Annotated in this window: 7 protein-coding genes; 2 read left to right on the plus strand and 5 right to left on the minus strand. The window is 41.4% G+C overall.

Features of this window, described 5'->3' with window-relative positions; translation table 11 throughout:
• Positions 1-2 precede the first annotated feature (2 nt).
• Positions 3-6,788 carry a gliding motility-associated C-terminal domain-containing protein gene (locus tag O0V13_RS17965; protein WP_268036371.1) on the minus strand — a complete coding sequence of 2,262 codons (6,786 nt, stop codon included), beginning with the start codon at positions 6,786-6,788 and terminating at the stop codon, positions 3-5.
• A gap of 347 nt (positions 6,789-7,135) precedes the next feature.
• On the opposite strand from O0V13_RS17965, the gene O0V13_RS17970 reads away from it, so the two are divergent.
• Together O0V13_RS17970 and O0V13_RS17975 are read left to right on the plus strand one after the other, a co-directional pair.
• Positions 7,136-9,013 carry a helix-turn-helix transcriptional regulator gene (locus O0V13_RS17970; RefSeq protein WP_268036372.1) on the plus strand — a complete coding sequence of 626 codons (1,878 nt, stop codon included), beginning with the start codon at positions 7,136-7,138 and terminating at the stop codon, positions 9,011-9,013.
• A gap of 129 nt (positions 9,014-9,142) precedes the next feature.
• Entirely contained in the window at positions 9,143-11,779 is a 2,637-nt protein-coding gene (locus O0V13_RS17975; protein ID WP_268036373.1) for a valine--tRNA ligase, read from the plus strand.
• Positions 11,780-11,828: 49 nt separating this feature from the next.
• Here the strand turns inward: O0V13_RS17975 and O0V13_RS17980 are convergent, their stop codons facing one another.
• The 4 genes from O0V13_RS17980 to O0V13_RS17995 all read right to left on the minus strand — a co-directional run bounded on the left by O0V13_RS17980 (position 11,829) and on the right by O0V13_RS17995 (position 15,684).
• Positions 11,829-12,641 carry a 3-keto-disaccharide hydrolase gene (locus O0V13_RS17980; RefSeq protein ID WP_268036374.1) on the minus strand — a complete coding sequence of 271 codons (813 nt, stop codon included), beginning with the start codon at positions 12,639-12,641 and terminating at the stop codon, positions 11,829-11,831.
• Positions 12,642-12,701: 60 nt separating this feature from the next.
• Positions 12,702-13,589 (minus strand): diacylglycerol/lipid kinase family protein, encoded by an 888-nt coding sequence (locus O0V13_RS17985; protein WP_268036375.1) that lies wholly within the window; start codon positions 13,587-13,589, stop codon positions 12,702-12,704.
• Positions 13,586-14,563, minus strand: coding sequence for a phosphatase domain-containing protein (locus O0V13_RS17990; protein WP_268036376.1), 978 nt, complete (start codon positions 14,561-14,563; stop codon positions 13,586-13,588). Before O0V13_RS17990 ends, O0V13_RS17985 begins: the two co-directional genes overlap by 4 nt.
• Before the next feature lie 68 nt (positions 14,564-14,631).
• Entirely contained in the window at positions 14,632-15,684 is a 1,053-nt protein-coding gene (locus O0V13_RS17995; protein ID WP_268036377.1) for a M42 family metallopeptidase, read from the minus strand.
• Positions 15,685-15,760 lie beyond the last annotated feature (76 nt).

Here is a 15,760-nt window from a genome sequence, read left to right on the forward strand (position 1 = left end):
TTCTATCTCTTTATCACCAAAAACCCTCTAAACTTCTCTCTCTTTTCTCCGGAATTGACCACGACTTCAAAGAAGTAAGTTCCTTCAGGTAAAGTTTTGGCCCCTAGCCAGCCAAGTCTATTCGCCTCCCCGTCAAAAACTTTTTCTTGATTGTCATAAGACTGGGTTTCAAATATCTGATCACCCCATCTATTAAAAATTGAAACATGGTTTTGAGGAAAGTTCTCTATCCCTTCTATTACCCAGACATCATTAATTCCATCTCCATTTGGAGAAATACCATATTTGGTATTCATATGAAATTCCAAAACCTCAGTACTAAATGTGATTCCTCCACAGTCCGAAGCTTCTCCCGCTCCATTGAAGGATATTACATTCAATTCATACTCATGACCATATTCGAGCGATCCAGATAAATCAAATTCATTACCGAATACAATTTGGTTGTTGATCAGCACACTTTGGCTTGTCAGGTCAAAAAGAAATAAATAATAACCATCAGCAAGGTCAGACGCTTCCCAATTCACATTTGTATTGGTAGAAACGCCTTGACTTTGATTGGTTGGAAAAGTTATGCTGACACATTCAGGTGGAACTGGAAGAGTTTCGGTAGTAAACGATATCTCGGCACATCCAAAAGCATCCCCAACTGCATTGAATGGAACTACGGTTACGTAATAAGTGGTGTTTTCCGCAAAATCAGAAGAATGTGTATAGCTAGTCCCCGCTACGTCTGTATCCACCAACTCTGTTCCTCCTGAAGTCGTCCCAATTGTCAGATGATAGCCATCTGCTCCTCCAGCTGCCGTCCATTGAATGGCTGCGTTCAAAGCAATATCTGTCGCTTCGTTGCCAGGGGAAGTGATAGTCGTACAAGTTGGTGGTGTCGGAGTATTTGCAACAGCTGTGGTAAATGAAATCTCGGTACATCCAGAAGCATCCCCAACAGCATTGAATGGAACCACAGTTACGTAATAAGTGGTGTTTTCTGCAAAGTCATAAGGATGCGAATAGCTCGCTCCCGTAACATCTGTATCCACCAACTCTGTTCCTCCTGAAGTCGTCCCGATGGTCAGATGGTAGCCATTTGCTCCTGAAGCTGCCGTCCATTGAATGGCAGCGTCCAATGCAATATCCGTCGCTCCATCGCCGGGTGATGTGATCGTGGTACAAGCTGGAGGCGTCGGAGTATTTGCAACAGCTGTGGTAAATGAAATCTCAGCGCAACCTGCAGCATCTCCGACAGTATTGAATGGAACCACGGCCACGTAATAAGTTGTGTTTTCTGCAAAATCTGAAGGATGCGTATAGCTGGTTCCCGTAACATCGGTGTTTACAAGTTGCGATCCTCCCGAAGTCGTTCCGATCCTTAGGTGATACCCATCTGCTCCTGAAGCTGCTGTCCATTGAATGGCAGCGTCCAAAGCCACATCCGTAGCCCCATTTCCTGGGGAAGTTACTGTGGTACAGACTGGTACAACCGGAAAGGTTTCGGTAGTAAAGGATATCTCGGCACATCCAGAAGCATCCCCAACAGCATTGTAAGGAACAACTGAAACGTAATAGGTCGTGTTTTCCGCAAAATCCGATGTATACGAATAACTGGTACCTGTTACATCCATAGCATCCACAAGCTCATTGCCTCCAGAAGTAGTCCCGATTGTCAGATGATAGCCATCCGCCTCAGCAGCTGCTGTCCATTGAATGGTAGCGTTCAAATCAATATCCGTTGCTCCATTGCCTGGAGAAGTGATAGTCGTACAAGAAGGTGGTGTAGGAGCATTTGCAACAGCTGTGGTAAATGAAACCTCAGCGCAACCTGCAGCATCTCCTACAGCATTGAATGGAACCACGGTTACGTAATAAGTGGTGTTTTCTGCAAAGTCAGAAGGATGAGTATAGCTCGTTGCTGTCACATCGGTATTGAGTAGTTCCGTTCCTCCTGAAGTCGTCCCAATGGTCAGATGATAGCCATCTGCTCCAGCAGCTGCCGTCCATTGAATGGCAGCATCTAAAGCAATATCCGTAGCCCCATTTCCGGGTGATGTGATCGTGGTACAAGCTGGAGCAACTGGAAGAGTTTCGGTAGTAAACGATATCTCGGCACATCCAGAAGCATCCCCGACAGCATTGAATGGAACTACAGTCACGAAATAAGTGGTGTTTTCTACAAAATCTGAAGGATTCGTATAGCTGGTTCCTGTTACATCTGTATCTATGAATTCAGTTCCTCCCGAGTTCGTTCCGATGGTCAGATGATAGCCATCTGCCTCGGCAGCTGCTGTCCATTGGAAAGCGGCATCCAAAGCAACATCTGTCGCTCCATCGCCGGGTGATGTGATCGTGGTACAAGCTGGTGGTGTCGGAGTATTTGCAACAGCTGTGGTAAATGAAATTTCCGAACACCCAGAAGCGTCCCCAACTGAATTGAAAGGAACCACAGTCACGAAGTAAGTGGTGTTTTCTGCAAAATCAGAAGGATGCGTATAGCTCGTTCCAGTTACATCTATGTCCACCAACTCTGTTCCTCCAGAAGACGTCCCGATGGTCAGATGATAGCCATCTGCTCCTCCAGCTGCCATCCATTGAATGGCAGCGTCCAAAGCAACATCTGCCCCTCCGTTGCCAGGGGAAGTGATAGTGGTACAGCTTGGAACTGTAGCCAGGGTTTCTGTGGTAAAGGAACTTTCCGCACATCCCGTTGCTTCTCCTACAGCATTGTATGGAACAACTGAAACGTAATAGGTCGTGTTTTCCGCAAAATCCGATGTATACGAATAACTGGTACCTGTTATATCCAAAGCATCCACAAGCTCATTGCCTCCAGAAGTAGTCCCGATTGTCAGATAATATCCATCCGCATCTGCTACAGCTGTCCAAGTAATGGAAGCGTCCAAAGCCACATCGGCAGCTCCATTTCCAGGGAAAGTGATGGCGGTACAGCTTGGAACTGTAGCCAGGGTTTCTGTGGTAAAGGAACTTTCCGCACATCCCGTTGCTTCTCCAACTACATTGTAAGGGACAACTGAAACGTAATAAGTCGTGTTTTCCGCAAAATCTGAAGGATGGGTATAGCTCGTTCCTGTTACGTCTGTGTCCACCAACTCTGTTCCTCCCGAGGTCGTCCCGATGGTCAGATGGTAGTCATCTGCTCCTGCAGCTGCCGTCCATTGAATGGCAGCGTCCAAAGCCACATCGGTTGCTCCATTTCCCGGAGATGTGATTGTGGTACAGGCAGGTGCAACTGGTAATGTTTCGGTTGTAAACGATATGTCGGAACATCCCGTGGCATTCCCAACCGCATTGAATGGAACCACATTTACGTAATAAGTGGTGTTTTCTGCAAAATCTGAAGGATGGGTATAGCTCGTTCCTGTTACATCTGTATCCACCAACTCTGTTCCTCCCGAGGTCGTCCCGATGGTCAGATGATAGCCAACTGCTCCTGCAGCTGCCGTCCATTGACTGGCAGCGTCCAAAGCCACATCGGTTGCTCCATTTCCCGGAGATGTGATTGGGGTACAGGTAGGTGCAACTGGTAATGTTTCGGTTGTAAACGATATCTCGGCACATCCAGATGCATCTCCTACTGCATTGAAAGGAACTACAGTTACGTAATAAGTGGTGTTTTCTGCAAAGTCCGAAGAATGCGTATAGCTCGTTCCAGTTACATCTGTATCCACCAACTCTGTTCCTCCAGAAGTCGTACCGATGGTGAGATGATAGTCGTCCGCCTCAGAAGCTGCTGTCCATTGAATAGCTGCATCCAAAGCCACATCCGTTGCTCCGTTGCCAGGAGAAGTAATGCTTGTGCAGCTAGGTGGAGTAGGAACATTCGCTGCTGCGGTTGTAAAGGATATTTCAGAACACCCAGAAGCGTCCCCAACTGAATTGAAAGGAACTACGATTACGTAATAAGTGGTGTTTTCAGCAAAATCAGATGGATGCGAATAGCTCGTTCCCGGCACATCTGTATCCACCAACTCTGTTCCTCCCGAGGTCGTCCCGATGGTGAGATGATAGCCGTCCGCCTCTGCAGCTGCTGTCCATTGAATGGCAGCGTCCAAAGCAACATCTGTCGCTCCGTTGCCAAGGGAAGTGATGGTCGTACAGTTTGGAACGGTAGCCAGGGTTTCTGTAGTAAAAGAAATCTCCGCACATCCCGTTGCTTCTCCTACAGCATTGTAAGGAACAACCGAAACGTAATAAGTCGTGTTTTCCGCAAAATCTGATGTATGCGTATAGCTGGTTCCTGTTACATCCAAAGCATCCACAAGCTCATTTCCACCAAAAGTAGTCCCGATGGTCACATAGTATCCATCAGCATCTGCTACGGCTGTCCAAGTGATGGAAGCGTCCAAGGCCACATTAGGAGCTCCGTTGGCAGGGGAAGTGATGGTCGTACAAACCGGCTCTACAGGAATCACTCCTGTGGTAAAGCTAAACTCAGAACATGAAGCTGTTCCCCAAGAATTATAAGGATTAACGGTAACATAGTAGGTGGTATTTTCTTCAAAATCGTCCGGATAAACGTATACATGACTATTGATATCCAAGGCATCCAAGATATCATTACCGCCTGGACTAGTTCCAATAGTGATATAGTAACCCATTGCATCAGAAAGAATATCCCATTGAATTGAAGAATCGACAGGAACATCAGTATCTCCATCAGCAGGCAAAAATCCTGAAGTACAACCAGGAGCAACCCCACCAGCACCGGTACTAAATTGCTGAATCGCACATCCTGTTTGATCTCCATCGGTATAATAAGGGATAACCCTAACAAAGTACGTTGTATTAGGGGTTAAGTCGGTTGTTGGATCATAGGTGGTTGTATTGCCCAAATCCACATTGGCAAGTATGTTGTTTGCCGCAGCATTGGTCCCTAAACTAATTTTATAGCCACATGCTCCGGTAGCCACTTCCCAAGTAATATTGGAAGTAATCGGTACATTTGATGCATTATGCAAGGGGTCGGTTAGATCAACGCATTGTTTGGTATAAGACCCTGTTACATTTAGCGTAATATCATTCCGTACGATTTCCAGATTTTTTCCTTGGGTTCCTGGAGGGTCTCCATTTTCAAAAGGCACCAAATCACTGGTGACCACGCAATGATAAACTCCCCCATCACAAGGAGATGCATAAAAAACATAATCAGGGCTATCAGGAGCGGAAGGAATGGCAACCCCATCCTTATACCATTGATAGTGATTTTGCGAACCCCTAACTGTGGTGGTTAAGGTTACCAGGGTTCCTACTGCATGACTGATATTTTCTACTGCTTCCACCTTTCCTTGCGGTGCATAGAGATATTCCGTCATTATAGGCAAAGGATACCCTCCAAATAAATTATCATTGGACATGGCCCAGAGATAATCTTCATGATCTAGCTCAAAATCACCAAAATGGAAATTATTATCATTAAAGCGAAACCTAAAATAATTTGTACTGGAGTTGACCAGACTTGCGAAATCTGGGATCGTTCCTGACAGGTTATTAAAACTGATATCGAATCGGTCAGAAGCATACAAGCCTCCATTATTGGATTTGATGGTGAAAAATTGATCCATAATATCCGTTCCAGAAAATAAATTATGGTGACCATCAAAACTATCCAATTTGAGATTATGAGAAATATCTAAGGACTCAATTTGATTATTGGAGCAATTGATATAAAACAGTTCCGGGTTTTGAGATAAATCCAATCCCGTACCAGTAAATAAATTATTATCTATTGATAACATCTCGAGGTTTAGATTTTGGGTAACGTCTAATCCCGGAAGCTGATTTCTAGAAGCCGTCAAATAGCTCAAAGATGGATTCTGCGACAAGTCAAGACTTGTCAAATTATTTGATCCAATTCTTAAATCTTCTATAAGTGTATTTTGAGTGAGATCAATAGAGTTCAAATCATTATCTGACAAATCTACATTAACCAATTCCATATTCCCGGTAAGATCTATGACCAATGGAACAGCCCCTAGATTGGTTGAAATTTCAAGATTGACAAGATTAGGAACATTTGAAAGATTTATGGAATGTTGCAAGCGATGCCATGAAACAGTCAAATCAGTTAAGGTACTAGAATTTGGCAAGGTTAAATTTTGAACATATATCAAAAAAAGGTAAACACTTTCAAGATTTGGGTAATTGGAAAGATCTACATTCCCCAAAACAAAACCCTGAATATTGACAACCCTTAGACTATTTTGCTCTGAAGGCGAATTGATGTTCGTCCCATCGACTAGATCGCTTAACAATAAAGTCTCCAGACTATCAAAATGAGTCAAGTCCAAATCATTAATAGACAAATCCCTTAAACTGATGTAGATTACTTGATCAGGTGTATTTGGTAGGGTCAGACTGTTTAAAGAACCAAAACGAAGGATACGTATAGATTCGAGATTATTATTATTTGAAAGATCCAGAGACAATAAACTTGAATTATCCAATGGGTATCCTCCTCCATCTATATTCAAATCTCTTAATAATGGATTTCCTGAAAAGTCCAAGGTAGTAACTACCTCATTCCCACTAAACGAAAAATTTTCTAAATCCACAAAAGCTTCCAATCCTGAAAAATCCACAATACTTCCATTGGTCACATTCAAAGTCGTAACTCCTGCGGCATCTGAATTCAGAATAATTCCATTGGCACCATTGGAATCAATCCCTTGGGCTATTAAAAAATTCTCAAAATTTGAATCTGGAATTGGGGTAGTTTGTGCAAAAACAGTATTGATCCCCAAAATCAGGATCAATGTCAAATAAATACTCTTCATGATACTCAGGAGGAAATCTTAAAGCAGAAAACACCTTCGTAATGGGCTTGTGGGGTAAAGTCTTATTGAAAGAGATCTGCATGTTTGAGCCGAACAAAATTCAAAAATCAATCGCAGAGCTTCTTACTTAACACCCTTTCTCTACCATTTAACCTCTCTTTTAGCTAAGCTCAACATGCAGGCTTTTCTCTCTCTCAATTACTTTTACAAGATTAAAACCCAAAAAAATGGCCTGCAAGGCCCTTTTAGCTACTTATTGTCTACTTAATTCACAATAAGCGTCTACAAAACGTCTACAGATTTCTGTTTTGCTTAGAATCTCACTGAGCTTTCTCTAATTTTATTCTATGAGATTAAGACTTTGTACCCTTAGCACTTTTATTATTTGTACATTTTTATTTCTATCAGAGTCAAGGGGACAAAATGCCTTTATTGATTCTTTAAAAAATTTGACGGCTGACAATACGATCTCAGAGGGTCAAAAAATTGAAATTTTGGGGGAGATTGCCAAGACCCTTTCCTCTGAAAGAAAGCTTACAGAATCGAAGGATTATGCTCAACAGGCACTTTTACTGAGCTGGAAGGAAAATGATAAAAAATACTTAGCCAATATCCATTCCATCTATGGATATATCTACTATCGAATGGACAGTATTTCTTTGGCCTACCAATCCGTGGACAGTGCAACATGGTATGCTTCTCGGACAACCGATAAAAAGACCAAAGCAATGGTCATTTTTAGAACTGGTTGGCTCCATTTTATGGAAAATGATATAGAAAAGTCCTATGATGAGATGCTACAGGCTCTTCAGTTATTGGACGGTCTTGAAGAATATGACACTGAGAGCAACATCTACCATTATCTTTCATCTATTTATAGTCAGTGGAAAGATCCAAAAATGCAGTTCTATTACACTAAACTATGCTTAGAAACAGCCCAAAAAAGTAATGATATTGATGCAATTTCCAATGCCAATTTAATCATGGGGAATTCATACTTAAATAGATATCGAGCTGATCGCGAAACAAAAAAATACCTGGATTCAGCGATTATTTTTACCCAAACTGCCTATGCTAAATCTCAATCCAAAGGGACATCCATCAGTAGTACTCAAGCCGCAGCTTCTCTAAATTTATCCAATATTTACTTAGAGTTTTTTAGATCAGATTTTCAAGACAGTGTAATCTATTATGCAGAAAAAGCAATCTCAATCGCTAAGAAGATTGAATACACTGATGTGATTGTCAATGGCTATGGGATAATGAGCGAAATCCCTTCTTCACAGGGAAATTATTCTGAAGCAGAAAAAATGCTTAATACTGCCCTTTTGGAAGTAGAAAAAAGCCCCAAAAAAAATCCAATTCTAAATTTCAGAATTTACAATGCTTTAGCGGGTTTGGCTGAAAAGGAAAATAATCCAGAAAAAGCGCTGACTTATTTCAAAAAACAGCAAGGGTTTTACCGTGAAATATTTGATAATGAAAAAGTAAAAAGCATTCAGAGTCTGGAGGCCAAATACCAATCTGAGAAAAACGCATTGGCCTTGGATTCCGCAGAAAAAGAAGCAGCTTTCAACAGGACGCTTAACATGATCTACATTCTTATTATGATTCTTGGTGCCTTGGTGATCTTCTTCTTTTTCAGATCCTATAGACTCAAACTCAAATCTTCTCACCAAAAACAAGTCATTTTAGAAACCGAGAAAAATGCGGCCCAACTAAGGGCAGATTATAAAGAAGAGGAAAGAGCAAGACTTCAAGCCGAAAGCGAACTTCTTCAGGAAAGATTTGGAAGGATGGAGAAAGAATTGCTTGCAGGTAATCTTCAGGTGGAAGAAAAAAACAAATTGGTAGATATGCTAAAAGAAAGGCTTTCTACCCATGGGAAAAATGACCCTTTATTTTCCCAATTGGAAAAATTGATTGCTCAAAACGCCAAGATTGATCAAGGTTACGATGAAATAAAAACTGAAATTGAGGAAGTTCAACCTGAATTTGTTTCCAGACTACAGGAGAAATCCGAAAATAATCTCACAAGGTTGGACTTAAAATACTGTTCCTACATTCTGATGGGGCTTTCCAATAAAGAGATTGCAAATAAGCTCAATATCGATCCCAAAAGTATCCGAATGGCCAAATATCGAATCAAGCAAAAACTAAAACTTGAAAAAGAGGATGATTTAACTCAATTCATCACCGAATTGAATAGAAACTCCAAGGGTTAAAAAAGATAAAAAACTGCGCATTCGTCAAAACCATAGAAACAAGGCACTTCGATCTTTCCTCACCCTTTTTCCAATGCCTTTTCCTCTTTTTCTTGTACTTTTGCACCTTCATTAAAATCACCAGAGCACATGTCTACGATTGCCAGCAAATACGACCCTGCAGCAGCTGAAGCCAAATGGTACGCCTACTGGATGGAGCATAAACTTTTCTCCTCCAAAGTTGACCCTGAAAAGGAACCATACACCATTGTAATTCCTCCACCAAACGTCACAGGCGTCCTTCACATGGGACATATGCTCAACAATACCATTCAGGATGTTTTGGTGAGAAGAGCTAGAATGCAAGGCAAAAACGCTTGCTGGGTTCCTGGAACAGACCATGCTTCCATCGCTACTGAAGCCAAAGTCGTTGCTATGCTTAAAGACAAGGGAATCGACAAGAAATCCTTGACTCGGGATGAATTCTTGACATACGCTTGGGAATGGAAAGAAAAGTATGGTGGAATCATATTGGAGCAGCTGAAAAAACTGGGTGCTTCTTGCGATTGGGACAGGACCTCCTTCACCATGGACCCTGGATTGAGCGATGCAGTGATTTCTGTTTTCGTTGACTTGTACAACAAAGGCAAAATCTACCGTGGTGTAAGAATGGTCAACTGGGATCCGAAAGGAAAAACAGCCCTTTCCGATGATGAAGTAATCACTAAGGAAGTAGCTTCAAAGCTGTACTACATCAAATACAAAATCGAAGGAACTGAGAATGAGTTCTTGACTATCGCTACAACTCGACCAGAAACAATCATGGCCGATGTCGCGATCTGTGTCAATCCAAATGATCCTCGATTCACCCATCTCAAAGGCAAAAAAGCAATTGTTCCATTGATCAATCGAGCAATCCCTATCATTGAAGATGAGTATGTCGATATGGAGTTTGGTACCGGCTGTCTAAAAGTAACCCCAGCCCATGATATCAACGATTATGAATTGGGGATCAAGCATAAGCTGGAAGTAATAGACATCCTGAATGATGACGGTACTTTGAATGAAAAAGCTCAAATTCTGATCGGAGAAGATCGTTTTGTAGCACGTAAGAAAATCGGAAAATTGATTGACCAAATCGGTCAATTGGATAAAATAGAAGACTACAAATCCAATGTGGGTCATTCTGAAAGAACGGATGCGGTAATAGAGCCGAAGCTTTCTTTGCAATGGTTCCTAAAAATGGAGGACATTACGAAGCCTGCTTTAAGTTCTGTGATGGAAGATGTGATCCAATTGCATCCGCCAAAGTTCAAGAACATGTACCGCGCGTGGATGGAAAATGTACGAGATTGGTGTATCTCCCGTCAGCTTTGGTGGGGACATCAAATTCCGGCATTCTATCTTCCAAATGGGGAATTTGTAGTTGCAAAGACCAAAGAAGAAGCCTTGGAAATTGCCAAAGAGAAGCATGATGCTTCTTATACTTTGGAAGATCTGACGCAAGACGAGGATGTATTGGATACCTGGTTCAGCTCGTGGTTGTGGCCGATTTCTGTTTTTGACACGGATGTATTTACAACAGGTCAGCCCAATGAGGAATTAAAGTATTACTATCCTACCAATGATTTGGTGACTGCTCCTGAGATTCTTTTCTTCTGGGTAGCTCGAATGATCATTGCAGGATACGAATACATGGGTGAGAAACCTTTCAAAAATGTCTATTTGACTGGGATCGTTCGTGATAAATTGGGTAGAAAAATGTCCAAATCTTTGGGAAACTCCCCTGATCCATTGGACTTGATGGCCCAATATGGTGCTGACGGTGTGAGAACGGGGATGCTATTCTCCTCTCCTGCTGGAAATGACTTACCATTCGATGAAAAATTGGTTGAGCAAGGACGTAATTTCTCCAACAAAATCTGGAATGCTTTTCGACTGGTAAAGGGATGGGAAATCGACCCTAGCTTGGATGGATCTGCAAATGCGGCAAGTTTGGAATGGTTTGAAAACAGATTCCAACAAGCGCTATCAGAAATCAATGATCACTTCGAGAAATTCAGGATTTCTGATGCATTGATGTCAACATATAAGTTGGTTTGGGATGACTTCTGCTCTTGGTACCTAGAAATGATTAAGCCTGCTTACCAGCAGCCAATTGATCAGGCGACCTATGACAAGACGATCAAATTCTTCGAAGCTATTTTGAAGATTTTACATCCATTTATGCCTTTCCTTTCCGAAGAAATCTGGCATCAGATCAAAGAAAGAAGTGTGGAAGAATCTTTGATCTTGGCGGCATGGCCTGAATCAATCTCTTTTGATACAACCATTATCGAAGAAGCAGCTCAAGTATTTGAGGTTGTTTCACAGGTGAGAAATCTAAGAGCGTCCAAAGGAATGTCTCCAAAAGAATCGTTGGAATTGACCATCAATGCCAAAAACCCTGAGCTTTATAGCAGATTCGAAGCAGTATTATACAAGTTGGCGAACCTATCCAATCTTGCTTTCGCAGAGAAAGTAGAAAATGCCATGAGCTTTGTGGTGAAATCTGATGAATGCTTCGTTCCAATGGGTGAATCTATCGATATCGAAGAGGAAAAAGCCAATATTCAAAAGGAACTAGATTATACCAGAGGCTTCTTGAACTCAGTGATGAAGAAGTTGAGCAATGAGCGATTTGTAGTAGGGGCTCCTGCTCAGGTTGTGGAAAATGAAAAGAAAAAGCAGGCAGATGCTGAAGCAAAAATCAAAGCTTTGGAAGAAAGCCTTTCAAAATTGGGGTAAATAATTACTTAAAAGCAAAAAACCGAAGCCTTTCAGCTTCGGTTTTTTTTTATTTCAATTCTTTAATCTTTATCTCCTTAAACAAAACTCCCTGCCCTTCACTTTGCAGCGCGATATAGCCAGATTTCAAGGGAGTGCCATCCACTTTGATGGCAGGATCAAACCGATTGGCAGTTCCACCACCAATTTGTGGAAACTTATATGTCAACACTGTATCTCCATTGACCAAATGATGCACAATGGAATCTTCATAAACGATCAGATCAGCTTTTACCCATTCATCCCACTTGAATGTAGGGCCAGTTGCATTGATGCAATGTCTCGGATCGATTTTTCCTTCAAACACTACATCTGTTCCCGGAGAACACATATTCCCTGTGGGTCTAGGCACTCCTTCTTCCTCTTCAGCATACATTTGCCACTCCACAGAAATCGGCCAATCTTGCTCTTTCAAAATTGTCTCAGGGGCCTGTGAATGGAACATGACACCAGAGTTCCTAAATGTATAGCTTGGTGCATCTTCCATAAACTCATCTGTAAACCTATACATCCAAGTCAGCTGATAAGAGGAAAATGGCTTTTCATAAAACAAGTGTCCAAATCTATTCTCAAACTTGTCATACCCATCGTAATTCACTTCGATGACACCATCCACAACCCGAAATGTATTGGCATAATTGTCGCCGGTTTCATGATGATGGATCTTGGGAGTCCATCCGGTGAGGTCTTTTCCGTTGAATAATTCAACCCATTCTTCTTGAACAGGCTCTGATGCTACTTCTTGATTTTCGACTTCTTTTTTCTGACAGGATTGAAAAATCAAAACAGAACAAATAATCGGCAATAGGTTACTTTTCTTCATAGGTCAATTTTTAAAAAAGGAAAATAGGCAAATCATTTTTCCCATGAAGAAAAAATAAGATCAGCGGTTGAGTTCATTTTTACTAACCACCATTTTAAACCGTCCAGGAAGGATTTTTACTGAAATTTTATCCGGCTTCCCTTTTAATTCCCCATCGATCTGAAAATTCACATGATTCAGGTTTTCAATTTCACAAGACTCAAAAGACCATGTTTGAACTGTATTTCCTTCAGGAACTACCCCATCCACCATACTTTTGGTCATTTTCAGAAAGTCCTCCCAGGTTTCGACATCATGGGCTACCACTTCAAATTTTCCATCATTCATTTTCCCCTTCGGATTGATGATAGCACCTGTTCCGTAGCGGTCTCCATTGGCAACCAAAAGCATTCTGGATTTCGTTTCCCAAACCTGACCCCCTGATTTAATCCTGAAAGGTTGAGGTTCAGCTTTAAAAATCTGCTTCATAGAGCTTTTGATATAACCAAACATCCCACGTGTCCCCTCTTCTTCGAATTGGTGAATCATATCAGCATTCAAGCCGAAATCCGAAAGATGGAGGCAAAGCTCGCCATTGATTTCAACTCCATCAATTGGACTTGTCTTCAAATAGCGAAGCGCTTCCAAGCCATCTTCAAGCAGGTCAATCCCAAGACATTTGGCCAATCCATTGGCTGATCCCATGGGTAATATTGCCAATGTTATTTCTTGTGGTAATACTTCCGCTACAATTTTCACTGTACCATCTCCTCCTCCGGTAAGAACCAATTCCGGTTCAACCTCCTGTAACTTTTCTTGGATCTTTTGGGAATCATTTTCCCCAGTCGTTTCAAACACCACTAAATCAAACCCTTTCAGATTCAATAAAATTCGCTCCCTCAATTCCTCAACAGGGATATGCTCATCCCCTGATTTGGGATTATACACTAATAATGCTTGTTTACTCATGGATGGAATAGATTTAATGACTCTGCTATTTTTATAGCTTCTTCAGTTGATTGGACAAAATGAAAGCCAAGCTCACCTTTCATTTGTTGACGTCCGGGGATATCGGCTGATTTTTTATCAACTTGCCTGATAAATACAGCTTTTATCCTTTGGGAAAACTCCTGTTTGATCTCCGAATAAATCTCCGGATCATGCTGGCCACTATCGCCTATAAGAATGAATTTCATCTCAGGAAAAAAATCCAATAGAAAACGGATTTTCTCAGATTTATGATGATGGCTCCCTCCACCTGATTTCCAGATATTTTTGAGATTGATGTGTTTGTCTTTGAGCAAAATTGGACCAATGGGGATATTCCTATACTTCAAAAAATCCTGTATCAAGTCGAACAAAGACCAATCGCTGCTAGAGACATAAAACACTTCATTGCCTCCATCCACTTTCAATCGATGATAAAATTCGGAAACACCGGGAAAGGGCCTCCGTGTATAGGCGTTTTTGGAAATGGAAAGCCAAAACTTTTTCCCAACCTCCGTAGCATGGGAAATCAAAATCGTATCATCGATATCTGAAATCAATCCATGGCTGGCTTCTATCAAATCAATTCTTAGCTGGGCAGGACCGGCTTGGTATTTATCTTTTTTTGAATCAATCCGAAAATTGACATTCCTTTCCCCATCATAAGGTAAAAGACATTCAAAAACCCCGTCTTGATCAGTCATTACCTTCGATTCCTTCCCACTAGAGGAAACAATAACTTGAATTCCCTGGATGCTAGTCACAGAATACCTTCGAATTGCCGCCCAAATATTTGACAGGGAATTGTTTTTGGCTTTGGGTAAACTTTGCTTTTGCAAGGTGATTACTCTCCCTTTGACAAAGACCTCTTTCCCATTGGAAATAGCCAAAAATGGCTCGATTTCAATCTTTGAGGTTGTTCCGAATAAGCTGGAGAGAGGATTTAAAAAAGACATACTAAAAAGGTAATAGGAATAAAAGAAACAAAAAAACCCTGAATATGTTTCAGGGCTTTCAATCTCATTTAATGTTTCCAATCAAATTTATCAACTTGTTCCAAACAGGCTACAAGAAGTGAAATCGAATCGGCAATATCTTTTTTGTGAGCCATTTCAATCACTTGATGAAGGTGTCGGGTTGGGATAGAAATAGCTCCTGCTATTGCACCTTGTTTCCCCATTCTCTGAACTCCAGCTGTATCAGTCCCACCAGCAGTCAAAATTTCTGGTTGCCAAGTGATATCAGCTTCATTAGCTGTTTGCTTCATAAACTCCACCATTCTATAATCACAAATGGTACTTGCATCCATGATCTTGATGGCGGTTCCTTTTCCTAATTCGGTAACTTTTTCATGTGGCTGAGCCCCAGGCACATCAAAAGCAATGGTAGTATCCAAGGCGATTCCAAAATCAGGATTTATGCTATGGGCAGCTACATTTGCTCCACGAATGCCTACTTCTTCTTGCACGGTAAATGTCGCATACACATCGTATGGAGGATTTTCCAACTTTTTCAACGCTTCAATCAAGATGAATACTGCCACCCGATTGTCTATTGATTTACAATTGACACAATCTCCCATTTCTATCAATTCTCTATCACGCGTAACAGGATCTCCGATAGAAATATATTTTTCCACTTCCGACTTAGGCATCCCCAAATCGATAAAGAAATCTGTAGTCTTAGGTAATTTTTGTCTCTCCTCAGGACTCATGACATGGATAGGTTTGGAGCCCATCACTCCTACCAAATCCTTTTTTCCATGAACAATGACACGTTGGGCAGTCAAGGTTTTGGGATCAAATCCCCCCAAAGTATGGAAACGCAAAAATCCGTTATCATCAATATGTGTAACGATAAAACCAATCTCATCCATGTGGGCGGCAACCATGACTCTTTTGCCATCAGGATTGTTTTTACCTCGCTTGATGGCAATTACATTCCCCAAATTATCAGTCTTGACCTCATCTGCAATTGGAGTCACCAAATCAACAACCAAGTCACGAACTCTTTTTTCAAATCCCGGAGCTCCAGCTATTTCACAAATCTGTTTTAAAAGTGCTACGTCAATATTCATATTTCAATGTTAGTTACTCTAAGTTAATTTTTCATTTTGTCTTTACTAGGTCTAAAAAAACAAAAGGCGCAAAGAA

The organism is Algoriphagus sp. PAP.12, from assembly GCF_026652115.1.
Lineage (GTDB): Bacteria > Bacteroidota > Bacteroidia > Cytophagales > Cyclobacteriaceae > Algoriphagus.